Genomic DNA, 26,513 nt, shown 5'->3' on the forward strand with positions numbered 1-26,513 from the left:
CGGCGCGGTCAGCCCGCGGTCGCGGCGATCTTCTCGCCGTCCGGTCCGAGCCACCGCCGAAGATGTTCGGCGAGGCCGCGGATGCCGGAGATGCCCATGTGCGCCGCGACCTTGCGCAGGACTCGTTCGGACGGATTCCGCTGAGACGCGCCGGTCGGCACGTAGTGGATGCTGACCCCGAGGGCGTGCGCCGCCTCGCGGAACGACGCGCTATGGAACTCGCGGGCGTTGTCGACCAGGACGGCGGTGGGGGCGAGGGCCGCGAGTCCGATCACCTCGACGCCCGCGGCGGACACGCCGCCATGGAGCAGGCGCACGAACTCGCCCGCTTCGAGGGACCGTCCGAGCGCGGCCCCGAACGGGCGCCCGCCGCGGTCCCACGCGAGGGCCAGGTCCGCCGTTTCCCCCGAAGCGTCCCGCAGGCGGACGATGTCCATGCGAACCGCGCCCTCCGGAAGCCGGGGGTCGGGGCGTCGCGCGCCGTCGATCCTGCCGAAGCGCCGCGGGGCATCCGCAGGATCGACGGCCGGCTCGGCCGCGCGTCGATGCGGGGCTTGGCGGGAGCGGCGCTGTTCCGGGATGACCGTGCGCGCGGGCGTCGTCATCGACACGACGCCGTGATCAGGCGTCGTGCCGGGCTTCGCCGGTCTCGCCGGCCCCATGACGTCCGGCAGCTGTGCGCCGTCGCCCATCCGGACAGGCCTGACGGGCGTCGCCGTCCCGCGGCTGCGCAGCACCGGGATCAGAGCGGCAGGGTCGCGGCCGGCGCTTTCGTACCGGCGGCACCATGCGGCCACGGTCCGGGGGGCCGGCGGCTTGCCGCCGACCTCCGCCGCGACCTCCGCGACGACGGCGGCGACCCTGGTCAGCGCAGGCCGCCGGGCCAGGCCTCGCATCGCGCGGACGTAGACGAGTCGCCGTTCGACTTCGGCGGCGAGACGCTCGCTGGGGGCGGGCGCGGCGTGGCGGGTGGGAAAGTCGTTCTGGGGGGGCATGGATCTTCCTTGCCTGGCGGCTTGCGGGACGAGCGGATGCCGGGCGGGCACGGGGCGGCCGCCGACCGGCGGCTTCGGGCGCCGCTGCACGGGCGGACCCGTGCGGGTCGTCGTCGTACCGCCGCGGCCCAAGGGGGACGCTGACGGACGGGGGCACATCGGGGACGGGCGGGCTCGCGCGGCGTCGAACGGCTGGCGCCGGCGGGGCGAACGTGCCGCCTGGATCCGGCTGACCGGGGCGGCCCCGACCGGAGAATGCGACCAGGACAGGTCGCCATGCCCGCGGTCGGGCAGGGATGTATGTTTGGGGGAGGGTTGAGCGCGGACGGGTGTCGCAGCGACGCTCACGGTCGTAATACATGCGAGAGCGGATGTATGCAAGTGAGAAAATGCGCTAAGGTCCGCAAGACTGTGGATAAGGCGTTTTGTACATCGTTAATACTATCTAAAGATCGACAAACGGCGCGGCCGGCTTCGTTCGCGTCCGGTCGCGGGGAGAAGCGCGCCGGCGTCCCGCCGATCGGCTCGGTCGAAGCTGCGCGACCCTTCGGAAGCGGGCGGCCCCGCGTACGGTCCGCCCGTCGAAGCGGCGCCGCCCGATCGATTGATCGACCGCCACCGCGAGGCTCGCCCGCACACTGCGGCGATTCCGGGCCTTGCCCGTCGCAGGTCGGACCGCGTCGACATCGGCGGCGGTGAAGAAGCAGGAGCCGCGGGCGTCGGCCAGCCATGCGTGGGGCATGGTCGGTCCGCGGGCCCGGCCTCTCCTTCGCCGACGTCAGACCGCGCAGCCGTGCTCCGGCCGGTTCCGCGGCGGCGCGGGCATCCCGGGCGACGGACGGATCCTCCGCGGGATGGCGCTTCAGGTCGCGGCGGAGCCGCGCCAGGGGAACTCCCACACGCCCTCCGTGCCGGCCATCTCCGGCCCCGTGGGCTGGCGGATCCCGTCGTCGGCCCGGGCCTCCGGCCGAGCCCCTAGCCGTTCATGACGATCTGCCAAGCGGCCGCGCCGGGGCTGACTTCCGGGCTGACCGCGCCGCACGGTTCGACCCCGTGGAAGCCGTTTTCCATCATGAGCAGCAGGCCGTGGGACTCGCCGTCCAGGGTGAAGACTTCCCAGACACGGATCGCGTCGCCGGCGCTGTGCCGGCGGGCCTCGTAGACGGGATGCGTGGGCCAATCGACCACCGGGTCGAGCACGACGGTGACGGCGGAGCCGGCACGCGTGTCGTCATCGTATTCGTCGGGGGCCATCGCGCGAACGAGGCCGCGCCGATCCTGTCGCGCCAGGTCGACGTCCGCGTCCCATCGCTGCGGCCGATCCACGACCCGCATGGGTCCGTCCAGGGGGAACAGCGCGACGCCGCCCGCATCCCGCGCCACGGCGAGGCGGCGTCCCGCCATCGTCACGAGCACCCGCGTCACGTCCGCGCCACCGCCTCGCCGAACGGTCGCGGTCTTGTCGGACTCCAGCGCGCGAACGATCTCCGCGGCCCGATCCGAGGTCCGCCGGTTTTCGCCGTGATCGATCGCGAAGGTCGACGTTCCCGACGCGACAGCGCGCCTCACGCGCTCGAATGCCTCCAGCCGATCGCGATGCAGCGGCGGTCTTCGGGGGATCTGAGTGGGCTCCGGCATAGTTGGTGACTCCTGGTGCGGGATGGTCGGCACCCGCATTCCCCCGCGTGGCCAGGCGCCTGGTCCGACTATGGCCAGGGCGGAAACGGGGTCAGGGACGCCGTGAGCGAGCCGGTTCCGAAGGTGGCGCGATGCGTAGGCGCCGCGGCCATGGGCCGATCCGCGTCTGGCCGCGCAGGCCCTGTGGCGGTTCCGGGTCGGGGGGCAGCAAAGCCGTTCTGGCCGACGTTGGCGATCGCGGATTGAGCGGATGGTTAATGGGCGGCCAACTCCAGGACTTCGCTGGCTGGGCCGCGCGCCTGATAGCCGATCCAAAGATCCGCTTTCGGACATCTAAGTTCCACGTCGGGTCAGCCTAGAGTAAAGCGGGCCGCCATCACTTGATGACGGCCCGCTGCCTTTGAGCGTGGGCGGCGCCCGAATCAGCCGTCACCGGCGTTCGTCGCTGAAGGTTTTTTCGATCTCCTTTGGACGAGCGTCCCGGGTCACCTTCCCCTTGTCGGAAGGAGAACGTCATGAAGTCCAAGGAAATCATCGAGCGCCTGGCAGCCATGCCGCCTCGGCCGCCGGGGGTTCCTGCCGTGCCGCCCATCGAGCTGGTCGCGATGGTGACCCGGATGGGACGAAGCCTGAGACAGTGGAAGAAGGAGACCCTGGCCGATTTCGCCTGTGTCTCGTTGTCTACGATCGAACGCGTCGAGCGCGCCGAGCCGGTCGGCGTTGAAAGCCTGGACAGGGTCGCCCTCGCGCTCGGCTATGAGAAGGGGGCCTTCACGGCCGCCCGCATTCCCATTCCACGCGAGCAGGCCGCCGCCGAGTTCGTCGAGGAAATGGGTAACCTCGAAGCGGTTCCGGTACGGCCCTTTCTGACGCACCGGCAGGTCCGGATGGTCGCCGGCACGCAGGCGTTCTTGATCCATCGTCCGGAACTCGGGCCCGCCTACGACGCCGACGTCGAAGCCCTGACGGAATGGATCGATCTGGTTTCATGGGTGATGGGGCCGCATTCCATAGGCGGCGGCGAGTTCAACCGCAGGCGGGATCTATGCGGGAATGTCCTTGCATCGGTGTCCGAGTTGCGAAGGAGAGGCGTGACCGTGCTGGTCGCCGTGATGGAAGCCCCTATCCCCGGTATCCCGGACTGGAAGGTCGCGATCATCTCGCTGACCCCCCGTCTCTCGGATCCCGGGGCCACCAACCGGCGGACCATCCTCGTCGACAGGCGCTTGGTCCAACCAGGACCGGGATATCTGCCCTACCTCGCCTAGGCCGACGACCGAAACCCTTCCGGTTTGGGAACAAACCGGGTCCAGGGAGCATGACTCGCGACCTTGGCCGCTAGCCAAACGGGGGCAACGATGCGCGCCCGCGCTTCCTTATCCACACGGAAGGCCGTCCCCCGGCCCAAGGCGGCACGGCCGCCGGCGCGCACGACGAGGCCGTCCGGGCAGCCCGGCAGGAAGGAAAAGTCCGAGGTCAGGATCTTCGTGTCCTACTCGCACATGGACGCCGACGCGCGCAGGAAACTCGAAACGCATCTGGCCCCCTTGAAGGGCGACAACGTCTCGACTTGGTTCGACGGCGACATGAACGCGGGCGACAAGCTCGATACCGCCATCGCCCGGGCACTCAGGAACGCCCACGTCTTCGTCGGCCTGCTGAGCCCCGACTACCTGGCGAGCCACTACTGCTGGAAGATCGAGTACAGGCGCGCCATGAACCGGCGTGCCCGCGGCACAATGCGGGTGGTCGCCGTCGTCGTCCGGCCCTGCGACTGGAAGTCGACCCCGGCCGCAGGCTTCAAGCTGCTCCCGGAAGACGGGCGGGAGGTCACCCGCTGGCGCAGTGCGGATGCCGCCTATCTCAATGTCGCTCAGGGCATTCGACGCGTAGTGGCCGCCGTCCGACGGGAAATCGCGGCGGCTTCGCAGCCGGCCAAGCCGAAGCGGGCCGCCGCCAAGGCCACGGCGAAGGCGGCCGCCAAGGGTTCGGCGCCGCCGAAGGCGAAGAAGCCACGTGCCCGGGCGAACGTGGCACGCAAGCCTTCCAAAGCGGGCACCAAGACCTGATCCGCCCCGCGGCGGAGGTAGCCTAGACGTAGCCCGGGTTCGGCTGCGCCCAGATCAGCTGAAGTGTGTTCCCCTTGACCTCGATCTTCAGGGCCGTGAGGTCCTCCAGCGCCTGAGCCATGCCTGCGACGGCCGCCTTCCCGAAGCCGTAGGCCGGGATCTCCAAGGAAGGCCGCTTGCACTCGGCCATCGACACCGCTTCCTGGACGATCTGGCCTATATTCGTCTCGACGAAGTCGACGCCGGCGTCCCGGCCATACAGCTTCACGTCGCGGAACAGGTGGTGGACGCCGCCGTCGCGCGACATCTGCAGGGAGGCGTTCGACATCGCCCGGCGGTGGGTGTCCTGAACCTTGGCCTTGATCTCCGTAGGCGTCACGGGGTTCTCCCTTGGCGTGGGTCAAATGGTTGACCCGTGCATTGAAAGCGTGGCGGCCAGCCATCACGTCACGCCTAGTTGGTGACGGAGACTGCCGATGACCAAGCCAGGAAACATCTACGTGGAGCCGCGCGAGGACGGCGACTTCGCCGTGCGCCGCGAGGGATCCAAGCGCGCGAGCGCCATCACGCCGACCCAGAAGGCGGGGATCGAGCGGGCTCGCGAACTGGAGCCCGACAAGAAGCCGAACGTGGCGCGGGTCCGGAACACGAAGGTCGGCGGTCCCGACCAGTTTCGGAAGACCCGATAGTCCACGGCCGTCGGATCGCGACCTTCGTCAGCGAAGGGTTGCGCTCTCGTCAGGTTCGAGATGCCGGTCCGCTCCGCCGGGACCGCCCGACGAGACGTGGCCATTCAAGCGCTCCAGATGCTCGAAGACATGCTCGAAGGCGGCCGTGATGGCTGCCTCGAACGAGCCGTCCGCCTTGCCCCGGGCCTGCTTCAGGCCGCTGAGCAGTTCGCGATGCTTTTCGGTGTCACTCGACATGATGCGTGCTCCCGCCGGGCAAACCGCCCGGTCCTCGAAGCCAAGTTCTCGCGTATCGTCGGGTTCCGGACGGTGGATGAAGCGCGCCAATCAGGAGCGACAGCCTTCGCGACGCTTCCCGCCGGCGGGAGGTCAAACGCTGTTTTTCGGATCGGGACCGCACACGCGCCATAGGGCGGCAGCCAGCCCGACATTCCCCAGTGCGGGTACCCGCGAGCGCGCCGACCGCTACAGCGAGCGGAAAGAACGGGAGCCCGAGCGCCTGAAGGCGGTCGTCGCCGACATCGGCTTCGTGAAGCGTTGAGGAACCGTCCGGCCCGATCACGCTGCCCCTTCCCGATCATGCCGCGATCGGGTCAGGTTTCGAACGGGACGATACGATCGGGGGCATCGGAGCATGGACGAACCGGATAACGGGGCAGCAGCCGCGCCGAGCCCTCGCGACGAAGCCGAATTCCATCGGTTCACGCGCCTTCAGCTCTCCTGCTCCGATTTCGCGCAGGCCATGAGCGCGGCCACCTTCCTCCTGCAGGAACTGGAAGACGACGTCGTCTACGGCCTGCCGGCCTGGCGGAAGTTCCGTTGCTACGAGACAACGATGGTCGTGGCCTACGCACGACCGTTCTCGCAATCCAAGGGACGGGTCCCGAAGCTCGGCTGGAAGGCGCTCGGCGTCGAACTGTCCTCGGCCGAATTGGCCCTGCACGAGAAGGTCGTCGCCCATCGCAATAGTCTCTACGGGCATTCCGACGCCGACGCCGTGGAACTACGGATGCTGTATCTCCACGAGGTGTTCAATCACAACGGCGCGGAGATGAACCTGTTCATGCCGCGGTTCGAGGAGCGGCCGCGCTTCGACCTCGATGAGATCTTCCGCATCTACGAGCTTTGCTCGAAGCTGAACCACCATGCCTTCATGGCGTGTCAGGATCTCGGCAAGCAGTTTCGCGATCGCTTCGAGCCCCTGCCCATGAATTTGAGCGATCCCGATTGAGCGGTTCGCTGGCCGGCGGTCACAGAGAAACGCCGGGCGGATCCGTCGTCTGCGCCCGAATATGCCGGCGCGGATAAAGTCGGCACAATTCCGGCGGGCCAGCCGGCAACGACCGTGGCCGCTTCGCTCAAGCTGGGGGAGCCGCTTCCCTGGCGCGGCCGAGCGTCGGGAACGTGCCGCGCGAGAATCCCGTCTCGCCGCGCTCGAAATACCAGCCGTGGCTCACCCGCACCGACATCTTCTTGTGCAGTGTCCTCGGCGTCAGCGGCTCCCGGCGATCCGCCGCCCCGCGCACCGTCGCCGGCTTCAGGAGCCGGAGGATCTGCGCCGCGGTCATCGTGCCGGAGGCGCGCAGGATCTCGTAGATCTCCCGCATGACGCGGTCCCAGAACTCCTCCGACCGGCCCCGCTCCAGCCGCGCCTCGGCCCGCGTGACGCTCTCGCGCAGCCCCGCGATCTCCGCCTCGGCCGCGTCCAGACGATCCAGCGCCTCGGCCAGCAGTTCCTCGCTCGCACGCACGGTCACCGCCAGGTTCTCGCGGTCCCGGGTCAGCCGCGCCGCCGCCTCGGCCTGCGCCGCCGCCCAGAGATCCCCCGCCACCTTCGCCAGCGCATCCTGCAGCGGCACCGGCAGCTCTTTGATCTTCAGCGCTGGCGCGTAGCCCTTCGCCGCCTTCCACTCCGCCAGCGCCGGCCCGACCTCACGGTTCGAGCCGCCCTTCTTCAGAAGCGGGATCAGCGTCCGCAGCGACACGCGTCCGGTCCTGGCTAACAGCCCGTCCGCCGCCCTGAACAGTTCCTGCTTCCGCTGCTCATTCATGGCCCGCCCCCCGCCACGCCACGAGCATCACCCAAGATGGTTAACGAGCCTATGGATTTCGGTAGCAAATCATGGTCGCGTTACCGCTACCGCTACCCCACCGAGTCGCGCTCCTTGCGCCCCGGGACCGTCCAGGGAATAAGGACCGCCCCGACCCAGGAGCCCGCCATGATACGCATCGGTCGTCCCACGCCCCCCTAAAACCCGGAGCGCGAGACCACCTGCGTCGAGCCTCCGCCAAGCGCGCGAGGCTCTCATGCCCCCTCGGATCCTCTTCTCAAGCGACCATCATTTCGCGCACCGGGCCACCCTTGGCGACCGGCTGGGCCTGCGACGCCCCTTCGACACGATGGAGGCCCATGACGAGGCCCTGATCGTGCGTTGGAACGCCGACGTCCGCCCGGGCGACACCGTCTGGCACCTCGGCGACTTCTGCTACCGCTGCTCCGAAGCCAAGGCCCGGGAGATCTTCACGCGACTGAACGGCGCCAGGCGCTATCTCGTTCGCGGCAACCACGACCGCATCGGCGCGCGCCTGCCCTGGGACGGCATCTTCGACGTCGCCCACGTGCAGGTTCCGCTGCCGGACGGGTCTGTCCAGGGCGTGTGGTGCAGCCACTATGCCCACCGAGTCTGGCCCCGAATGCACCGCGGCGACATCCATCTCTACGGCCATTCCCACGGCACGCTGCCCGGCACCGCGGCGAGCACCGACGTCGGCGTGGACTGCTTCGGCTTCCGCCCGGTCACCCTGGACGAGATCCGCATCCGCCTCGCCGAGAATGCCGCCAACGACGGGAGGGCGCCATGACGCAGAAGCTCTGGGTCTTCAGCGACCTCCATCAGGAATGGCCCGAGAACGCCTGGGATCCGGCGGCGCACGCGCCGCCCGACGGCTTCGACGTGGCCGTCGTCGCGGGCGACGTCCATACGCCGCTCGTGCGCGCCTTCGACTGGCTCGCCGAGCGCCTGCCCGACGTGCTGGTCGTCTACGTTCCGGGCAACCATGTCTTTTGGTGGGACCGGGGCGAGGACCGCTACACGCTCGTCGACCAGCTGTCCCGCGGCCGGGACGTCACCGCGCGCCACGGCATCCACCTGCTGCTCGACGACGCCGTCGTCATCGGTGGCACGCGCTTCGCCGGCGGCACGCTCTGGACCGACTTCCGGCTCGGCCCCTTCGGGCTTCACGCCGCCATGCGCGCCGCCCAGGGCCGCGGCGGCATGAACGACTATCGCCGGATCCGGAACGGGCCGCGGTCACGGCACCGTGTCGAGCCGGGCGAGATCCTCGCCCTGCACAGGAAGACGCGTGTATTCCTGGAGGCGACGCTCGCGACGGCGCACGACGGCCCGACGGTCGTCGTCACCCATCACGCGCCGCAGCCCGACAGCCTGCCGCGTCCGCACGAGGATCTCGGCTGGTGCTACACCTCGGATCTGCGTGACCTGATCCACGCGTGCGGCCCGGACCTGTGGGTCCACGGCCACATCCACCGGAGCGTCGATTACCACGTCGGCCGGACCCGGATGGTCTGCAACTCGCGCGGCCACCACGAGGAAGCCAGCGGCTTCGAGGATGGTCGCACCATCGACCTGCCTTGATCGGCCACCGGAAGGTCAGCAGGGCCGCGCACTCCGAAGACGCACTTCGGGGAGAAGAGGACACGCCCGACGTTTCGAGCTTGGCGGCGAATCATCTTGAGGTAGCATTGCTCGAACGCGACACGGATCCGGCATGCCGCCTCCTCTCACGAAGCGCAAGAAAACGGGGGAACTCTATGTCAGGACGGCTTCCGTCGACGCCGCCATAGACCGTGCCGCAGGGCTCGATCTCGACGCCGTCATCCGCGAGGCCCGCGTCGACGATCGAGGAGCGCCGGGCTTCATGGAGCCCGAGTGCCTGCTCCACCTCGTCAGGTCGACCCGCCTCGACAATTCCGATGACCGCTTCGCGCAGCTGTTCGAGATCCTCCTCGATCGGGTCGCCCGGTCGTTGAAAGGATCCATCCGGCCGAGCTCCCTCTACGATCCCGAGGAGTTGCGACAGGAGGTGGCCGACAGGTTCGTCGACCTCCTGGTGGAGGACCGAAACCAGCCTGGGGACGGTCTCGACTACTTCGAGGTGCGTTTCGCAAGCGCGCTCGCCGCGTTGCGCATCGACGTGCTGCGCGCGTCCGGACGCCTCGCCGCCAAGGAAGATCACGTCGAGGACATGCACGACCAGGAGGGTCAGCCACTTCCCGCGCTGGCCAAGCAACTCAGGCAGTTTTCCCAGGCAGAGGGCGCCGAACAGGAAAAAGAACATTTCCGGAACGAGCTTCTTCGGGCGATCGACCGTTTGCCAGACCACGAAAGGGTGGCTGTCACGCTCGTCCTCAAGGGGCATCCCATCGAGGGCGACGACGCGGAAACCATTGCGAAGCTTTGCGGCGTCTCCGACCGGGCGATACGGTATCGCCTCCAGAAGGCGTACGAGAAGCTGCGTCGTGAACTCGGAGAGGGACGATGACGACGACCAGCACCGCGCGCGGCGCGCGCGACGTATTGATGATGTTCGCGACCGAGGGTGAGCCGACGCCGAGACGCCTCGAAGCGTATGCGAAGGATCACCCCGAGTTGCGCCGGGAGCTGACGGAATTGGCGGTCGAGATGGTGCTGGAACCCTCCCGCCCGCTACCGCCCGCCGATGCCTCGACAAAAGCTACGGTGGCGTCCGCATGGGCCCGTTTCCAGGCCGGAACAAGGTCGGACGTCGAGAGAGCCCCCGTGCGCAGCGCGGCGGCGTTGCCGAACGTCTTCGCCGGGTTCAGCGGGGCGGCCTTCCCGCGATTGGCGGCGCGCCTGGATGTGACCCCGCTCTTTCTGATCAAGATGAAGGACGGCCTCATCGAGGCGGCCCGCTTCCCGAGGGCTTTCTCGAAGCTCGTCGCCGATGAGGTCGGGCATGAAGTGGACCTCATAATAGCCAGCCTCGGACGACCCTCCGCGATACCCCGCGGCATGATGGCCAAATCGGACGGGAAACCGGAAGCCGGGGCGAAGCAGAGCTTCGAGGAAGCCGTCGCCACGTCCGGCCTGACCCCCGAGCAGCAGGAACGGCTGCTCAACATGGCAAGGGCCGAACGTGGATCCGATTGAGGCCGCGAGGAAACGAGCTGCACGCATCCACCGGGAGATCGTCGCCGACGGCGGTGATCCCTGGCAGCCGTTCGACATCGTCGTACGTGCCATCGCCACGCACGACCTGTGGCATCAACCGGTGCAGGCCGGCGACGTGTCGCTGCATGGATGCAAAGCGCGCATCGATCCCGACACGAAGGGGATCCTGTACGGCGAGACTGGCACGGCGGGTGGCGACGCCCTGTTGATCGGGCACGAGCTCGGCCATGTGGCGATGCACGGCTGCACGGACCCGGTCCTCACCCACCACACCGATCCCAGCCGCTCGGCGGAGAGCGGCACCGCCGTCGAGAAGCTCGTCGACTATGGGCGAGGCGAGCGTCGGGAGGTCCAGGCCGACCTCTTCGCCCGCGAACTGGTGCTGCCACGATCGGTCGCGCGCGATCGTCACGCGGAGGGCATGAGCGTCGCGGACATCGCCGCCCGCCTCGGCATCACGGAAGACGTCGTCACCCAGCAATTGCTCGATGCCCTGCTGCTTCCGCCGGTCCCAGACGCGGTCGCCGTCCCCTCCGGCGGTGCGCTCCGGCGCGACCCCAGCCAGGACATCGCCGTGGCGCACCGCGGCAGCCCCTATCTCCTTCAGGCAGGCCCGGGCACGGGGAAGACGAGGACCCTCATCCGGCGTGTGACCAGCCTCATCGACGAGGGCGTCGACCCGAACGGCATCCTCGTCCTGACCTTCTCGAACAAGGCGGCCGGCGAGCTGATGGACCGGCTCGCCCTGTCCCATCCCGAGGCGGCCGCCTCAGTCTGGATCGGAACCTTCCACGCCTTCGGCCTCGACATCGTCCGCCGCTTCCACGATCGGCTCCGGCTCCCTGCGAGCCCGCGCCTCGTCGACAAGGCCACGGCCATCACGATGCTCGAAGGGGTGATCCCGAGCCTGGCCCTGGACCACTACCGCGATCTCTGGGATCCCGAGGAGAACCTCGCGGACATCCTCGCCGCCATCTCGCGGGCCAAGGACGAACTCGTCGATCACGTCCGCTACGCCGAGCTCGCCGAGGCCATGGAGAGAGCCGCGACCGACGATGCGACACGCCTGCGGGCGAAGCGCGCGGCCGAGGAGGCACTCGTCTACGCGGCCTACGAACGCCTCCTGGCGGACAGCGACGCCCTGGACTTCGGCGACCTCATCATGAAGCCGGTTCGCCTGATGGCCGACCATCCCCAGGTCGCCAGGGCCTTGGCGCTCCGGCACCGTCACATCCTCGTCGACGAATACCAGGACGTGAACTTCGCCACCGTGCGCCTGATCGCGGCACTCGCGGCGGACGAGGGCGAGCGCCTCTGGGTGGTCGGCGACGCCCGCCAGTCGATCTACCGCTTCCGGGGCGCGACCTCGGCGAGCATGGGTGCCTTCAAGGACGACTATCCCAAAGCGACGGACGGCGCACTGACCGTCAATTATCGCTCCCGCGGCGAGATCATCGACACCTTCTCGGCCTTCGCGTCGAGCGTCGAGGCCTTCCGACGCCTCGGCGATCTCCGCCTCACCGCCGATCGAGGAGCCTGCGGCCGGCGACCGGTCATGCACGAGGCCGGCACGCCCGACGACGAGATCGCGCTGGTCGCCGCCTCCGTCGCCGAGGCGAACGACGGTGGGATCGACTATCGCGACCAGGCGATCCTCTGCACGGCCAACGACCGGCTCGCCGCGTTCGCCGCCGGCCTGACGGCTCGGAACATCCCCGTCCTCTACCTCGGGCCCCTCTTCGAGCGGCCCGAGATCAAGGACCTGCTCAGCCTGCTCGCCCTGTTCCACGATCCCCGCGCCGCGACGCTGGTGCGCGTCGCCATGATCCCGGAGGTCGCGATGGGCCTCGGCGACGTCGCCCTCGTCGCCGTCCACCTCAGGGAGGCGGCCGGCGGCCCGCTGGCCTGGCTGGAGGACGCCGACGCGCTCCCCGGCTTGAGCCTCGCCGGGCGTGAATCCCTCAGGCGCCTACGCGACGCCTGCGGCGGCTTCGAGGCCCGCGCCCATCCCTGGAACGTAGCGAGCGCCCTGGTGCTCGACAGGCTCGGTATCGCGCGCCGCATCGGCGGGGCCACGACGCTGGCCGACCGGATGGCCGGCGTCGCGGTCTGGCAATTCCTCAACTTCCTCAGATCCCTGCCGATCGAGGGGGAGTTCCCGACCTCCGAGGTCTCGCGTCAGATCAGGAGGTTGATCCGGCTGAACGAGGAGCGTTCGCTGCGCCAGTTCCCGGACGCCGCCCTGGAGCTCGATGCCGTCCGGCTGATGACCATCCACGGCAGCAAGGGCCTCGAATTCGACCTCGTCCATGCCCCGGGCATGATCGCGACGGGGCTGCCCAGAAGCGCGAAGGCGCCGGACTGCCCGCCGCCGGACGGTCTCATCGCCGGCAGCGCGGGCCTGACCGGCCTCCAGGCCAGCGTGGCCGGCCACGAAGAACAGGAGGCCTGCCTGTTCTTCGTGCTGCTCTCCCGCGCGCGGGACGGCCTGCGCCTCTACCGCTCCACGCTTCAGAAGGGTGGAGCGAGGAGGCGCAACCCGTCCGCGTACAACGCCCGGATCGCCGCGACGCTGGACCCCGCGCCCCCGATCGCTCCTCTCCCGGCACCGCCGGCTGCGGCCGCGCCGCCACCGGTGGCGGTGGCCTGGAGCGTGCCGGTCGAACTCGATCACCAGCACCTCGATTCCTACGGGAAGTGCGGCTTGCGCTTCCTCTACACCTACGTCCTCGGCCTCGGCGGCCGACGCGACGAGAACCCCTACATCCGGATGCACAACGCCGTCCGGGCGATGATCGATTGGCTCGACCGGAACTTCGACGCGGCGCAGGCCGAGCCGGCGGGCTTCGCGGCGGCGTTCGACGGTGCCTGGGAGGGGCACGGGCCGGCCGAGCATGGCCACGCCAACGCCTATAGGCAGATCGCCGAGGAGATGCTCCGCTTCCTCGTGGGCACGCGCGCCGAGGAAGGCCGGCAGCCCCCCAGGGCCCTGCGCCTGGGCGCCGGCGGCGGACATGTCCTGTCACGGGCGCACGACGTGGTGCGCACCCGTGACGGCCGCCTCGTCGTGAGGCGCGTCGCCACGCGCAAGGCCATGGCCTCGCTTGAGAAGGAGATCGAATACGCGATCCTCGATGCGGCCGCCGAGCAGGCCTTCGGCGAGCCCGTGACGGTCGAGGCGATCCACCTCACCGGCGCGACCCGCCGACCGGTCCCGCCCGACAAGCGGGCGGAACTCGTGGCCGCCGTCGCCCAGCACATGGCCGACGTCGGCGCTGGCCGCTTCGCCCCCAATCCCGGGCGCGGTTGCCTCCGCTGCCCGCACCTGTTCGCCTGCCCTGGCCTACCGGCCGGCGGCGCCTTCGTGCGGCACCCCCTGTCCAGGGAGCGCTGAGGCTCGGCCGGCCGGCAAGATGGCCGCGATCAATCCTGGAAAAAAAGTGAGCGCGGCCGTTTCCGGATCCGCCGGTCCCTTTCGATCAACCTCTCGACGGTGCGGGGAGCACCCGACCCACCGAGAGATCGAAAGGAACAGTCATGACGACCAACGGCCACGACAACGACCGCGACGAGGACGGCACCCGCAAGGTCCAGGTCTATCGCTTCCGCATCGACAAGACGGAGTACGAGAACCCGCTTCCGGACCTGACCGGCCGCGACCTCCTCGTCATCGCCGGCAAGCACCACCCGGAGCGGTTCAAGCTCCTCCAGAAGATCGGCGCCACCATGAAGCCGATCGCCCTCGACGAGGTGGTGCACGTCAGCGACAAGGGCGAGGAGCGCTTCATCACCCTGCCGCTGGACCAGACCGAGGGGGAGCAGGCGCTCCCCCTTCGCCGGGACTTCGTGCTGCCCGAGGGCGATCGCGAGACCCTCGACGCCACGGGACTGCGCTGGGAGACCGTCCAGGACATGGGCGTCCCCCGCGTCGTGATCCGCGGCTATCCCGTCCGGGCCGGCTACGCGCCGGAACGGACGGACCTGATGCTGCGGCTCCTGCCGGGATACCCGACCTCGCAGATCGACATGTGGTACTTCCACCCGCCCCTGGCCCGCACGGACGGCGCGCAGATCCGGGCGCTCGTCGGTGACATCTTCGAGGGCAAGCACTGGCAGGGCTGGTCGCGCCACCGCACCGGCCTGAACCCCTGGCGGCCGGACATCGACGACATCGGCACCCACCTCGCCGTCGTCGAGCACAACCTCGCCAAGGAAGTGGGGGCCGCCTGATGCGCGTCACGCTCGCCCTCACCGGCGCCCAGCACGCCGCGATCCACGCCCACCTTTTCCCGGGGGATGGCCGCGAGGCCGTCGCCCTGATGCTGTGCGGTCGGGCCGTGTCGCCCGGCCGCACCAAGCTCGTCGTCCACGAGATCGTCCCGGTGCCCCACGAGGCCTGCCAGCGCACCGACCGGCGCGTCACCTGGCCAACCTCCTACCTCGAACCCTTGCTCGACAAGGCGGCGCGGCGCGGGATGGCGGTGGCGAAGATCCACTCCCATCCGGGCGGGAATCTCCACTTCAGCGAGGTCGACGACGAGGCCGACGCCGCCCTGTTCGGGAGCGTCCACGCCTGGGTCGACGACGGGGCCCCGCACCTCAGCGCCGTCATGGTGCCCTCGGGCGCCGTGCTGGCCCGCGCCCACAGGGCCGACGGGACGCATGGCGAACTGCATCACGTCTGCGTCGTGGGCGACGACATCCGCTTCTGGAGGCCGCCGGCGGACGCGGATCGCGAGATCCCCGAGTTCGCCCGGCGGCACGCGCAGGCCTTCGGACGCGGCACCTTCCAGGCTGTCCGTGGGCTCAGGCTCGGCGTAGTCGGTTGCTCCGGCACCGGCAGTCCACTCGTCGATCAGGTCGCCCGGCTCGGCGTCGGCGAGATCGTGCTCGTCGATCCGGACAAGGTCGAGGAGAAGAACCTCAATCGCATCGTCAACACGACGCGGGGCGACATCGGACGACCGAAGGTCGAGGTGCTCGCCGGCTTCGTCGAACGGCTCGGCCTGGGCTCGCGGGTCGAGGCCTTCGCCCACGACCTCTCCCACCCCGCCGCCCTGCATGCGATCTCGACCTGCGACGTCGTCTTCGGATGCATGGACGGCGTCGAGGGGCGTGATCTGCTGAACCGGCTCGCGACCTTTTACGGCCTGGCCTACTTCGATGTCGGCGTGATGCTCGACGCCGACGGACATGGGGGCATCGGGCAGATCTGCGGCTCGGTCCACTACCTGCAACCCGGACGCTCCAGCCTGCGGGGCCGGGGCCTCTACACGGACGGCATGCTGGAAGCCGAGAGCCTCCGCAGGCAGGATCCGGCGGCCTACGAGGACCGGCTCGCCCGCGGCTACATCCGTGGGGTTCCCGAGGACCGACCGGCGGTCGGGGCGCTGAACGGGCTCTTCTCCAGCCTGGCGGTCATGGAGTTCCTGCTGAGGCTGCATCCCTCGCGGCTCGACCCGAACGGCGGGTTCGCCACCCAGACGTTCAGCCTGACGGCCGGCTACTGGGAGAACCTGCCGGACGAGGGCGTCGACGAGGCGTTGGCCCGCTACGTCGGCCGCGGCGACATGGTGCCGTTCCTGAACCGGCCCGCCCTCGACATGCTCGCGAGGGCAGCGTGATGAGGGATGCCATGCTCTCGAAGATCCGGGCCGCCCTCGGCTGGGTCTCCCGTCGTCGGGGACGCCACACCGCCGCCTTCGTTGAGGAGGAGCCGGACGCGCTCGCCCCGCGCACCGTCTACGTCGTGGGCGAGGACGGCCATCGCTGGTTCGCGGCTTTCGATTGCCCCTGCGGTTGCGGCGAGACCATCAAGCTCTCGCTCGTCCCCGGCGACCGTCCCGGCTGGAAGTTGAGGGATCATTGGGACGGCACCGCGTCGCTCGCACCCAGCGTCTGGCGCAAGGTCGGATGCAAGAGCCATTTCTGGCTCCGCAAGGGCAGGGTCGAGTGGTGCTGACCGCGACGCCGGCGTCGAAATCTCGTTAGGCGACGCCTCAAGCATGCCAAGCCATGCCCGAGAGCGCGACACACCCGGGCATGGCTTGGCCGGCCCGGGTCACCGGGATCTACGAGCCTTTCGAACCGCGCGTCAGCCTTTGAAGGCGGCCACCGCACGGCTCAGCCTGAACATCGCTTCCATCGCCGCGTCCTTGGCGGTCGGGACTTCCTGGTCCGGAGGCCATACGCCTTCCGGATCGACCAACACCTTGGTCACGTAAGAGAGCATCTCACAGGCGAAACTGTCATCCGCGAGTCTCAGGTCGCCGATCATCCTACCGATGCGATCCATCACGGGCGGATGCGTCGAGCTGTTTCCATGAGGGACGAGTTCGAATTGCGCCACCCAGGCAAGCCCGGTGAACATGCCGAGGGCACGCCGCTCCAGATCCAGCTCGGTCTCCGAGGGTCGCGTCTCCAGAGCCCTGCCCGGATCGACCTGCAACGATCCCTTCATCCAATGCGTGGCTTGCGCGTCGGCCTGGAATTCCTGTTCCTTGGCTTCGTGCGGCAACGGCTCGGCCACGGCATGATGGTTCAGCCTCAGATGAGCCAACTCGTGACGCATGATCCAGCCGAGTGCGTTCTCGAAGGTGCGGTTGCCGCCAAGGCTGGCACCGACGGCGTCGGGGTCCGGCACCGGAGCCCAATCGACCCAGCCGTCGAACTTGTTCCTGCTCAGTCTCGACGACAGTTCGAAGAGATGCAGCCCCTCCTCAAGCTCTCCGCCGATCGCAAGCTGCGGAGGGCCTGCGGTAGGGTCGGCTGTTCTCTGGGCCTCGAACATGGGACGTCCGACCCGAACGACCGCCTGGGAAAAAGCCCACAGGCTCGCAAGACCGTTCCAGGTGATCCTCACTGCAGGCGGGGGCGTCACGGCCGCGAACTCCGACCTGAAGGTCCGAGGAACTTCCAGAGCCAAGTCCTCAAGCTTCAAGGGCACTTCGGCCGGTGTCACGCCGGCATCGTCACAGCAGGCGAGGTACCATCGTTCGACGACGGGTCGGAATGTCGAGAACACCTGAGGAAGGCAACTCATGGATTTTGCTCTACGTGCGGCGCGGGACACGGCATCGAGTAGGTCGTGCCTGCCGCCGCCGATATGGCTAGGACGCCCATTGGCCATCAAGTATCGGCGGCTCGCACGCTCTCGGGGTGATCCGAGGCAACCCTTGGGCTAGGGCGCGAGCGAGCTTGGGGTTCGCGCGATCGGTAGAGAGCCCCCAGCGTCATCCCCGCTATCCACGGGAACGCATGAAAGGTAGTTCGGGAACTGCCAAATCTGTTGACGCCGATTCGCGGCGTTCTGTATGTGTTCTCGGCGCGTCGAAGGCGCTTCCTGTGCCCCCGCCGATGCGGAAGCACCCATACCGCCCTCGTAGCTGACGCTCGGGCGGCCCCAGCCTCGAAAGCCCTTCTATGCCCTGGACGTGCCCGCGAAAACGGGATCGCCGGCGTTCCCGCCGGTCCGCGACGCCCGTCGGCATAGCCGGCCGGCCGCGCATCCCTCGCCAGACCCAGAAACCTCCCGAGGCCTAGCTCGCCGCGTCAGCGGATGGCTGCCTCGCGCTTGGAGGCAGCCATGACCCGTCAGACCATCGAGAGCCGCATCCTCGGCAAGCGTCGCCCGCCGGCGGACCCCATCGATGTCGAGTTCCCCGTCGAAGCGGCCGACGACACCTACGTCGCCGCCTGCCTGAACGGCCTACGCCCCGCCCGCGACGTGCTTCCCACCGTGGCGCTCGCCGAAGCCCTTGGCCCCGCGGGTCTGCGCCGCCTGCGGGAAGCGGACGGCATCGCCGTCGTGGTCGAGGTTCCGAGCCCGGACTGGATCCCCGGCATCGAACTGGCGCTCCGGAGTCTCACCGATTTCGCCCACATCTGCTGCAGATCCGGCGCCTCACGCACTCAGGATAGACCGACGGAGGGCAATGAGAAGGTCGGGCGCCTGCTCTCGGACGGCGCGCGCGTCGCAGGCGTCTCGCAGAGCCCGGCGCGCTACCTGCCTGCGACCCTCGTCGCATCCGCCGACCTCTACGTCAGGATCGGGCCGATCTCCTGGCCAACCTGCGCCGGCCGACGCCGGTGAGCCGCTTCGACCTCGGTCGCTACACGCCCACGCACGCCGTCGGCGACAAGGCCGCGGAGGTCGGCGGTCACCGGCTCCCGCCCGGATCGGTCCTGACCTCCGCGACGAGGGTCTGCCCGCACTGCGTCGCGGAAGACCTCGCCCGGTTCGAGAACCCCACGAAGGCCCGGCCGTGGTCGAGGCTTGAATGGTTGCTGCTACCGGTCCGGGTCTGCGGCCGGCACGGGGCCGTGCTGGTCCACGTCGAGGCCGATGCGACGCTCCGGGCCGGTCACGACTTCTCGGCGACGTTGGCGCGCCGCGTGCTCCCCGTGCTCGACCGGCTCCGGGCGGAGGCTGAACCCGCCACTGGCACCGCCTTCGTGGACTGGTTCGTCGCCAGGCTCGATGGCATGCGCAATCCCGGCAACTGGCTCGACGACGTGCCCCTGCACGCCGCCTCGGCCTTCTGCGAGGGGCTCGGGACCTCGGTCCTTCACGGTCCGGGAACGCATCCCTCGGACATGGGCATGGCGGACCTCGCGCGGGCCGCGGAGGAGGGCTACCGCACCGCCGCGCAGGGGGCCGAGGCGGTCGGGAGCGCCCTCGACGGCATCGTCGGGCGCGTCCGTTTCGGGAAGCGCGGCTCCGTCGGCCATGGCAAGGTCTACGGGCGCGTCCACGCAGTCCTGCGGGCGAATCCCAAGGACGTCGCGTTCGAGAAATTCCGCCACGTCCTGCGGGAGCACGCCTTCGGGAGGCTCCCCATAAGCCCGGGGACCGCCTTCCTCGGCGTGCGGCTGGACGAGCGGCGCATGCACACGCAAAGGAGCGCCGCTTTTTCGAGCTCCCGGTCCGACGCCGGGCTGATCCGGCTGGTCGGCCCCGAGGCGGTCGCCGACGGGCGGCGGCTCTGGATCACCGTCGAGGAGTTCGGGAGGGTCGTCGCCGACGTCGAGGACCACCTCACGGCCAAGGACGTCGCCGCCAGGACCGGCTTCTCAGCGAAGCAGGTCGGGCACCTTGAGGAGGCGGGACTGCTGTCGCCCTTGCCCGAGGCCGACCGGAACGCGGGCTCGAAACGCCGATTCCTCCGTCCGGACGTCGACGCCTTCATGGCGAGGCTGTTTAGGAACGCGGTGCCGGTGGCCAACCCCGCCGAGCCGAGGATGACGATCGAGCGTGCGGCGCCCGGCTTGCGCGTCGGCACCGTCGAGATCCTGAACCTCATCCTCGACGAGCGGCTCGCATGGGTCGGACGCCATACGACGGGCGGACGCTACGGCGACCTCCTGATCGACCGCGACGAGCTATCCACGGTCCTCCAGGGCGCCGGCTCCCCCGACGACGTCACCGAGACCGAGGCGGCCGCCATGCTGGCCGGCGTGGACCCGGGGAGACTGTGGTGCCCGGTCAGGGAAGGGATGCTGGAATGGTCACCCGGATACCGCCCGCGCGATCCGCGGTCAGTGAGGGCGTTGACCAGGGCGAGCGTCGAGGCGTTCGCCTCGGAGTACGTCACCCTGAAGGAGGCGGCCGCCGTCCTGGGCCTCGCGCCCCAGCAGGCGATGCGTCGGCTCGCTGAAGCCGGCATCGGGGACGCGGCGGCGTACGACCGGGTCCGGATGAAGCTTTACCGACGCCGCGACCTGACGGCTTGCCTGTCGGCGGCCGACGCCGCATGACCGGCCGCGGCGTTCAGTGCATTCCGGGGGCGGCCGCCAAGGCCAGATCGAGGTCCGCCGGCGGATCGTACGACATCTGCATGATGCCGAAGGCCATGGCGGCGCAGCACATCCGGCTAGCGTCGTAACGGAGCTGGAACTCGGCAGCCTCCCAGGCATCGGCCGTGACGGGGGCGTCGCCCGAGATGTCGGCCCGGAGGACGTCGAGTTCCTTCCGGATGTGATCCGCGTCGAACGCGACCTCCGGAACGCGGGAGACAAAGTGTTGCAGCATCCGCGGGTCGACCGGGATCTGATGCTCGTCGAACCGGAACCAGCGTAGCCCCGTCGCCGGATCCGGGGGCGGGACGTTGTCGCGCTGGGCGCACATCGACATCATCTCGACCACGCTCTCGATGGCCTCCGCCCGCGTCGCGACGGGCTCGGGGGTTCCGACGATCCTCGGGATGCCGTGCGGCAGTCCCTTGAACTCCAGGTCGGCGTGCCAGCCGCCGCCTTCCTGGTACAGGTGGACGCCGGCTGCCTTGGAAAGCTGCCAGTACGCCTCGGCGGCGGCGTAGACGTTGCTCAGGGCTTCCACCCGCACGCCCGTCACGTCCACGAGCTGGCCCTTCAGCTGCCTGAGCAGGGACGCCGCCTTCGCCCGGTTCTGCGGATTGCTATGCTTGTAGCCCATGGCGAAGCCTCGTCCCGCCCACGGCGGGAGCGCCGGCCGGTCAAGCGATTCTCTGATCCCGGGCTGCAACCCAAAAACCGTCCGAAGCCTCATCACATGTGAGGTTGCGCAGAGCCTCGAAACATGTGCGGATCTTTGGTGTTCGAGGCACGCAACTATGGTGTTGCTTGCCTCTCATCCCCTACGTTCTCAACGCGGAACATTGGGTCGGCTATCAGCGCCCGGATACTCGACTCAGACCGGGTCGGCGCGCGGGGCCGCTTCAGTGTACCTTGGAACCGCGCGATATGGCGGGCCTCGCGGCGTCCTCGTGAAGCGAGGCCGCGAGCTGGCGTCCGAGTTCGTGCAGCAAGGCGTCGACCAGCAGCCGCAGCCGCGCCGCCTTGTCCGCGTCCAGGGAGCGGATCAGGTCGCAGGCCTCGATCGCATTGTCCGCGATGCGTTCCAACACGGACCCCGACGTCTCGAAGGCCGCGAGGAAGTGCGCGGGGCCATCGATGCGGCTGTCTGTCCGGCTGTCGGTCACGTCGATGACGATCCCGCGCCCGCGCATCCCACCATCTACGTCCCGCTCGTAGTGTCCGCGGGCGAGAACCCAGCGCACGACGCCCGGCGCGGGCAGGATGCGGTGCTCCCATACGAACAGCCCGCCTTCTTCCCGCACGCTGCGGCGGCGCTCTGGGTCCCGGGCCACGTCCTCGGGATGGAAGATTGAAAGGAGGTGCGCGCGCGAGATGCCTTCTGTGACCGCCGCGCCGGACAGCCCGAACATCCGTGCCATCACCTCGTCGGCGCGGACCCGGTCGGCGTCGACGTCTTCTTCCCACAGGCCGATGTCGAGCGTCGTGAGCGGCAGGGAGGCCGCCGAGAGATGGGCGTCCGCTGATCGGCGTGGCATGCTCTGTCCAGGTTCCAAGACCGCCGAAGGCATTTGAAACACAACCCAGGGCTGCGGAGCAATCCGAAAGGCAGCTTTCGTACGACGGGTCGAGGTGGCCATGCTGTGTTTGAGCGCGTCAGGCTAGGCATTGGCCGAAACGCGGCTTCGCGGGGCATGGGCTCAGGCTTCCCAGACAAGCTTCGCCCAGGTTTCGTGCACAGCCGCTTGCATCTGCCGCGGCAGCGCTCGACGCATGCCAGCTCTCGGATCCGGACCATGCCAGCTGCGCGGATTGCGATCGTCGCTTCCGGTAGGCGGCCATTCGTGGCTAGCCCGGAAAATCAAAGCAGGCTCAGAAGCGGAAGCTGACCCGCTCCACGCAACCGGACGTTCAGACTACGACCCATGTCAGCCATGAGAACGAGTGTCGGCGCTTGCCAAAAGCAGACACTTGCGAAGTATCAAAAGTTTGTATTTGGCGTACATAGTAACAAATCATTGAACGCCCTTAGAGGCTAATCTGCTTGTGGCGCGGTTATCTATACACGCACATCAAAAAGATTTAAAGCACCAATAAACATAGCAGATTTGATGCCGTATTGATGTGCTGGATCAGAGCCTTGGGCTTATCGAGCCATCGAAGGCGCTGCGGGGGAAGAGGGAGGCGAGAACCACGGCACGAGCGCGTGAATGCGGGGCAGCTCTCGCTGGATGATCGCGGCCCGAGCCAGCTCGGCGATCCGGGGTGCCAATGAGACCAGATAACCTCGGCGCGTGACCAGCAGCGGCTCCCGGGAAAACCCCGGACCGGGCAGGGGCAGGACGCTGACGTGGCTGGCATGCGCGATGCCCTGCAGCAGGCACAGGGGCGTGGTGATGGCGACCCCCATGCCGGTCGCCACCATCGCGACGAGACTGTCCGACGTGTCGAACTCGAACGCCCGTGGAGGCCGGAGACCCGAGCGGCTGAGGTGCCGTTCGACCTGCCCGCCGACATAGGAGCGCTCGCTGTGCCGGACGCGACGATGCTTCTCGAAGATCGCGGCCAATTCCTGCCCTTCGAGTTCCTCCCTGAGCCCGCGCGGCACGACCAGCACGTAGGGCTCCCGGTAGAACGGAAACCGCTCGATGTCGTCGAGGTCGGACATCTATCGCAGGTGATCGCGGCGTCGATGGACCGGCGGAGGAGCGCCTCGGAATGGGCCGCCCTGCCACCGTTCTGACGCCACGGTCGCTGAAGGACGAGCGCTTCGCTCGATCGCGCCAGCAGTGGATGCCGAGCGTCAGAACCGCCCCCCGGATGAAGACTTCGGCGGCATCGGGAAAAGATCGATGGCACCCCTGAACGGCATGTGCCTGCTGACAGGTCTCGCCCAGGTCAGCGCTCGCGTCGCGGGTGCCGGCGCCGCCTTCCGCCGAGCGTTCGGTGCACCGGCTGCGCGCCTACGCGACGCGAAGGTCCACCTCCGCAGCGAGCAGCGGGAGATACTCCGCTATCGGCCGTGGCATGCCGCGCAGATAGCCCTGCATCTCCGCGCAGCGGTGCCGCCGCAGGAATGCGAGCTGCTCCTCCGTCTCGATCCCTTCGGCGATAACCGGGACGCCGAGGCTCTCGCCGAGGCTGATGATCGCGCGCACGATCGCGCCACCCTTGCTCGTGACGCCGACTTGGCCCACGAACGAGCGATCGATCTTGATCTTGTCGAAGGGGAATGACTGCAGCGTGGCCAGCGACGAGTAGCCGGTCCCGAAATCGTCCATGGAGATGCGCACCCCGAGCGCCTTGAGGTCGCCCAGCACCTCCTGCGAGCGCGCCGCGCTATTGAGGAACAGGCTCTCGGTCACCTCCAGTTCCAGGCGATCGGGCCGCAGTCCCGTCTCCGCGAGCGCTTGCCTGACCACGTCGCACAGGTCGGCCTGCCGGAACTGCGCAATCGAGAGGTTGACGGCGATGCCGAGGGGCAGCCCCCAGGTTGCAGCCTCGCGGCAGGCCTCCCGCAGCACCCATTCGCCGAGCGGCAGGATCGCGCCTGTCTCCTCGGCGAGCGGCACGAACAGTGTCGGCGGGATCGCTCCCCGGATCGGGTGCGTCCAGCGCAGGAGGGCCTCGAAGCCGCAGGCGCGGCCCGTGGCGACCTCGAACTGCGGTTGGTAATGCAGCGCGAACTGCGGGGTGCCGATGGCCGCGCGTAGGTCGAGCGCCAGCTGATGCCGTTCGCGCGCCGCGGCGTCCATCTCCGGCTTGAAGAAACGGTAGCCCCCCTTGCCGTCACGCTTGGCGCGCACCAACGCCATGTCGGACGCGGAGAGAAGGCGTTCGCAGGTGTCGCCGTCGCGCGGGAACGAAGCGATTCCGACGCTGCAGCCGACGTCGATCCGCCGCTCGCCGTCCGCGAAGGGCGCGCCCAGCGCGTCGATGACGGCCCGTGCGGTCGTGGCGGGCGTCCTGCGGCCATCGAGGCCGGTCGCGAGCACGGCGAACTCGTCGCCTCCCAGGCGCGCGGCGACGCAGCGTTCGCCCAGCAGCCCCCGCAGTCGTTTGGCGACCTCGACGAGCAGGCGGTCCCCGGCGGGATGGCCGAACAGGTCGTTCACCTGCTTGAACCCGTCGAGGTCGAGGCAGAGGAGCGCGGCCTCCTGCCCCGTCCCGGCGCAGATCGCCAGCTCGCGGGCTACCACGTCCGCGAACTGCACGCGATTCGGCAGCTCGGTCAGGGCGTCGTGCCGCGCGAGGAAGCCGAGGCGCTCCTCGCTCCTGCGGCGCTCCGTGACGTCCTCGTGCGTGCAGATCCACCCCCCGCCGGGAACGGGCACGCGCATGACGCTGACGTCCCGGTCGTCGGACAGGCGGACGACGGAGGCCGTCAACGAAGGGGCGTCCGAACCCGGCGGGGTGACGACCATGTCCCAGTCGCCTCCCGCTTCCCCCCGCAGCGACAGGACGACCCGGCGGAGGTCTTCCGCCTTCGCGCCTGGCTCGCGAAGATGGCGCGGGACCGCGTACAGTTCGGCGAAGCGCTGGTTCATGACGACCAGCCGCCTGTCGGCGTCGAAGAGGCAGAGGCCCTGGATCATGTTGTCGAGCGCGAAGCCGAAGCGCTCGCAATGCTCACGCAGGTCGCGTTCGCCGCGGGCGCGCTCCTCGGCGGCGGCGGCGCGCCGCAAGGCGCGGGCCTGACGGAGGAAGAGGGCGGACAGGGCGGCGATGCATGACACCAGGAGCGCCGCCGACGCGCCGACGACGAAAGCCTGGCGCCGGACGGGGGCGAGGCTCGCCTCCACCGTCCGGCTGACGCTGAGGATGAGCGGGTAGCGGGCGAGGGCCTTCGTCGCGACGAGGCGCTCGTGGCCGTCGATCGGGCTGACGTTGCGCAGGACGCCGCCCGCCCGGTCCCGCGCGGCGATCAGCGCAGCCGCCGCGGTGGGCAGGACCTTGCCGATCGTGGCCGCCCGGTGCGGGTGGCGCACGAGCAGCATGCCGTCGTCGCGGAAGACCGAGACGACGGCGTCGTCGGTCGGCGAGATCTGCCGGTAGAGGCCCTCGAAGTAGCCGAGTTCTACCGCGCCGAGCACGAGGCCGAGGAACGTCCCGTCGGAGGCTGAGACCTTGCGGGCGACGTAGATCGTCCATGCGCCGTCGCCGCGATTCCGAACCGGTCGGCCGACGAAACGTCCGCGCCCCGGGTCCGCGGCGAGCGCCTTGAAGTAGTCTCGGTCCGCGATGTTGACGTCGGGGATCGGCCAGTAGCGGCTGAAGTTCAGCAGTTTGCCGGCGTGGTCGACGATCGTGATCGCGTTGACCTGCGGGAGCGCGGCGATGCGGGCCCTGAGGGCCAGGTGGAGGTCCTGCCGGCCCGCCGCCGCCGCGTACTCCTCGGACGTGGCGACGCCCGCCTCGCGCAAGCCGTCGATGACGGCATCCTGCACCATCTCCATCGCCTGCAGGGAGCGGTCGGCCTGGTCGGCGAGGACGGCCGAAAGCCCGACCAGGCCGCGCTCGACGTCCTGAACGGCCTGCCGGTTCATGTCGACCACGAGCAGCGCCGCGGCCGACGCGATCGCCAGGGCCAATGCGGCCAGCGCGGCGGCGAGAGCCGCGCCGGGGCGAAGCGCGGAGGCGAGCATCGACCGAGGTCCCGGCACCGGCAACAGGCTCCCCTTATGTCTTCGCACGTCCCGGCTGCCTTCTGGGGCCGGGTGCGTTGAGAATCTTACCGGTCGATCGACTTCCCCTGGCCGAGCCTCGAATACGATGAACCATGCGTTACGGTGGTGCTCGAAGCGCTCCCCGCGACCCGCGCGACCTTCGGTTCGGAGACCGGCACCGGCCGCGATGGCGCCCAATGCGTCCTCCGGCGCCGTCGCGCGCGCGTGATGGCGCCGGGCGCGCTTGACGCCCGGCTATCCTGCCACGTCCATGGCGGGTGCGGGGGGGGCGGCGCGAGATCCGTCGACCGGCATGAAATTGGAGCGGGTTGGAGATGGCTACGTCAGAGGCCGGCATGATCAGGGCCGACCTGCGCTTGCCCGACGTCCCGGGCCTCGATGATGCCGGGCTCGCGCATTGGTTCCCGGGCTTCGACGGGCAATGGACGGA

The 26,513-nt window shown here is 69.1% G+C and carries 24 protein-coding genes and 1 pseudogene; 15 read left to right on the forward strand and 10 right to left on the reverse strand.

Annotated features, from left to right (window positions below; all coding sequences use genetic code 11):
* Positions 1-8: 8 nt before the first annotated feature.
* Both FVE89_RS01625 and FVE89_RS01630 read right to left on the reverse strand, forming a co-directional pair.
* On the reverse strand, positions 9-995 hold the full coding sequence (locus tag FVE89_RS01625; protein ID WP_071000288.1) for a hypothetical protein: 987 nt from the start codon (positions 993-995) through the stop codon (positions 9-11).
* Positions 996-1,970: 975 nt separating this feature from the next.
* On the reverse strand, positions 1,971-2,633 hold the full coding sequence (locus FVE89_RS01630; RefSeq protein ID WP_071000289.1) for a hypothetical protein: 663 nt from the start codon (positions 2,631-2,633) through the stop codon (positions 1,971-1,973).
* 515 nt (positions 2,634-3,148) lie between these two features.
* Here FVE89_RS01630 and FVE89_RS01635 point away from each other — a divergent pair.
* Positions 3,149-3,901 carry a hypothetical protein gene (locus FVE89_RS01635; protein ID WP_160532430.1) on the forward strand — a complete coding sequence of 251 codons (753 nt, stop codon included), beginning with the start codon at positions 3,149-3,151 and terminating at the stop codon, positions 3,899-3,901.
* A 219-nt stretch (positions 3,902-4,120) separates the two neighbouring features.
* The gene (locus tag FVE89_RS01640) at positions 4,121-4,702 is read left to right on the forward strand and encodes a toll/interleukin-1 receptor domain-containing protein (protein WP_043075269.1); all 582 of its coding nucleotides are present in this window, start codon (positions 4,121-4,123) and stop codon (positions 4,700-4,702) included.
* Between the two features lie 22 nt (positions 4,703-4,724).
* On the opposite strand, the gene FVE89_RS01645 is transcribed toward FVE89_RS01640, so the two are convergent.
* Entirely contained in the window at positions 4,725-5,081 is a 357-nt protein-coding gene (locus tag FVE89_RS01645; RefSeq protein WP_043075268.1) for a hypothetical protein, read from the reverse strand.
* A 97-nt stretch (positions 5,082-5,178) separates the two neighbouring features.
* On the opposite strand from FVE89_RS01645, the gene FVE89_RS01650 reads away from it, so the two are divergent.
* On the forward strand, positions 5,179-5,391 hold the full coding sequence (locus FVE89_RS01650; RefSeq protein ID WP_043075267.1) for a DUF2188 domain-containing protein: 213 nt from the start codon (positions 5,179-5,181) through the stop codon (positions 5,389-5,391).
* Positions 5,392-5,418: 27 nt separating this feature from the next.
* On the opposite strand, the gene FVE89_RS01655 is transcribed toward FVE89_RS01650, so the two are convergent.
* Positions 5,419-5,628: a hypothetical protein gene (locus FVE89_RS01655; RefSeq protein ID WP_043075266.1), complete on the reverse strand. Its 210-nt coding sequence runs from the start codon at positions 5,626-5,628 to the stop codon at positions 5,419-5,421.
* Between the two features lie 223 nt (positions 5,629-5,851).
* Here FVE89_RS01655 and FVE89_RS01660 point away from each other — a divergent pair.
* Positions 5,852-5,932: pseudogene (locus tag FVE89_RS01660) on the forward strand (arsenic resistance protein ArsH); the annotation flags it as partial.
* 201 nt (positions 5,933-6,133) lie between these two features.
* The gene (locus tag FVE89_RS01665; protein WP_124262949.1) at positions 6,134-6,622 is read left to right on the forward strand and encodes a hypothetical protein; all 489 of its coding nucleotides are present in this window, start codon (positions 6,134-6,136) and stop codon (positions 6,620-6,622) included.
* Between the two features lie 127 nt (positions 6,623-6,749).
* On the opposite strand, the gene FVE89_RS01670 is transcribed toward FVE89_RS01665, so the two are convergent.
* Positions 6,750-7,442: a DNA-binding protein gene (locus tag FVE89_RS01670; protein WP_083374424.1), complete on the reverse strand. Its 693-nt coding sequence runs from the start codon at positions 7,440-7,442 to the stop codon at positions 6,750-6,752.
* A 256-nt stretch (positions 7,443-7,698) separates the two neighbouring features.
* Between FVE89_RS01670 and FVE89_RS01675 the strand changes: the two genes are divergently transcribed.
* The 8 genes from FVE89_RS01675 to FVE89_RS01710 all read left to right on the forward strand — a co-directional run bounded on the left by FVE89_RS01675 (position 7,699) and on the right by FVE89_RS01710 (position 16,566).
* A complete protein-coding gene (locus FVE89_RS01675) occupies positions 7,699-8,253 on the forward strand; it encodes a metallophosphoesterase family protein (protein ID WP_043075265.1) in 555 nt (184 codons plus the stop codon).
* Entirely contained in the window at positions 8,250-9,047 is a 798-nt protein-coding gene (locus tag FVE89_RS01680; RefSeq protein ID WP_043075264.1) for a metallophosphoesterase, read from the forward strand. Before FVE89_RS01675 ends, FVE89_RS01680 begins: the two co-directional genes overlap by 4 nt.
* A 133-nt stretch (positions 9,048-9,180) precedes the next feature.
* The gene (locus FVE89_RS01685; RefSeq protein WP_043075263.1) at positions 9,181-9,954 is read left to right on the forward strand and encodes a sigma-70 family RNA polymerase sigma factor; all 774 of its coding nucleotides are present in this window, start codon (positions 9,181-9,183) and stop codon (positions 9,952-9,954) included.
* Complete coding sequence (locus FVE89_RS01690) at positions 9,951-10,583, forward strand: hypothetical protein (RefSeq protein WP_043075262.1); 633 nt, start codon at positions 9,951-9,953, stop codon at positions 10,581-10,583. The genes FVE89_RS01685 and FVE89_RS01690 overlap by 4 nt, the downstream gene beginning before the upstream one ends.
* Complete coding sequence (locus FVE89_RS01695; RefSeq protein ID WP_043075261.1) at positions 10,570-13,998, forward strand: UvrD-helicase domain-containing protein; 3,429 nt, start codon at positions 10,570-10,572, stop codon at positions 13,996-13,998. Before FVE89_RS01690 ends, FVE89_RS01695 begins: the two co-directional genes overlap by 14 nt.
* Before the next feature lie 143 nt (positions 13,999-14,141).
* A complete protein-coding gene (locus FVE89_RS01700) occupies positions 14,142-14,834 on the forward strand; it encodes a multiubiquitin domain-containing protein (RefSeq protein WP_043075260.1) in 693 nt (230 codons plus the stop codon).
* On the forward strand, positions 14,834-16,228 hold the full coding sequence (locus tag FVE89_RS01705; RefSeq protein ID WP_071000290.1) for a ThiF family adenylyltransferase: 1,395 nt from the start codon (positions 14,834-14,836) through the stop codon (positions 16,226-16,228). The genes FVE89_RS01700 and FVE89_RS01705 overlap by 1 nt, the downstream gene beginning before the upstream one ends.
* A gap of 11 nt (positions 16,229-16,239) precedes the next feature.
* A complete protein-coding gene (locus tag FVE89_RS01710) occupies positions 16,240-16,566 on the forward strand; it encodes a DUF6527 family protein (RefSeq protein ID WP_238195010.1) in 327 nt (108 codons plus the stop codon).
* Positions 16,567-16,698: 132 nt separating this feature from the next.
* On the opposite strand, the gene FVE89_RS01715 is transcribed toward FVE89_RS01710, so the two are convergent.
* Entirely contained in the window at positions 16,699-17,733 is a 1,035-nt protein-coding gene (locus FVE89_RS01715) for a phage exclusion protein Lit family protein (protein WP_083374425.1), read from the reverse strand.
* 456 nt (positions 17,734-18,189) lie between these two features.
* On the opposite strand from FVE89_RS01715, the gene FVE89_RS01720 reads away from it, so the two are divergent.
* Complete coding sequence (locus FVE89_RS01720; protein ID WP_043075217.1) at positions 18,190-18,696, forward strand: hypothetical protein; 507 nt, start codon at positions 18,190-18,192, stop codon at positions 18,694-18,696.
* Positions 18,693-20,360, forward strand: a complete 1,668-nt coding sequence (locus FVE89_RS01725; RefSeq protein WP_071000291.1) for a TniQ family protein — start codon at positions 18,693-18,695, stop codon at positions 20,358-20,360. Before FVE89_RS01720 ends, FVE89_RS01725 begins: the two co-directional genes overlap by 4 nt.
* 13 nt (positions 20,361-20,373) lie before the next feature.
* On the opposite strand, the gene FVE89_RS01730 is transcribed toward FVE89_RS01725, so the two are convergent.
* The 4 genes from FVE89_RS01730 to FVE89_RS31465 all read right to left on the reverse strand — a co-directional run bounded on the left by FVE89_RS01730 (position 20,374) and on the right by FVE89_RS31465 (position 26,041).
* Complete coding sequence (locus FVE89_RS01730; protein ID WP_043075220.1) at positions 20,374-21,036, reverse strand: hypothetical protein; 663 nt, start codon at positions 21,034-21,036, stop codon at positions 20,374-20,376.
* Positions 21,037-21,298: 262 nt separating this feature from the next.
* Positions 21,299-21,934: a PAS domain-containing protein gene (locus tag FVE89_RS01735; RefSeq protein ID WP_043075221.1), complete on the reverse strand. Its 636-nt coding sequence runs from the start codon at positions 21,932-21,934 to the stop codon at positions 21,299-21,301.
* 608 nt (positions 21,935-22,542) lie between these two features.
* Complete coding sequence (locus tag FVE89_RS01740) at positions 22,543-23,064, reverse strand: LysR substrate-binding domain-containing protein (protein ID WP_107645319.1); 522 nt, start codon at positions 23,062-23,064, stop codon at positions 22,543-22,545.
* Between the two features lie 295 nt (positions 23,065-23,359).
* Positions 23,360-26,041, reverse strand: a complete 2,682-nt coding sequence (locus FVE89_RS31465) for an EAL domain-containing protein (RefSeq protein ID WP_071000292.1) — start codon at positions 26,039-26,041, stop codon at positions 23,360-23,362.
* Positions 26,042-26,513 lie beyond the last annotated feature (472 nt).

It is taken from the genome of Methylobacterium sp. 2A (genome assembly GCF_009806555.1).
Taxonomy (GTDB): domain Bacteria; phylum Pseudomonadota; class Alphaproteobacteria; order Rhizobiales; family Beijerinckiaceae; genus Methylobacterium.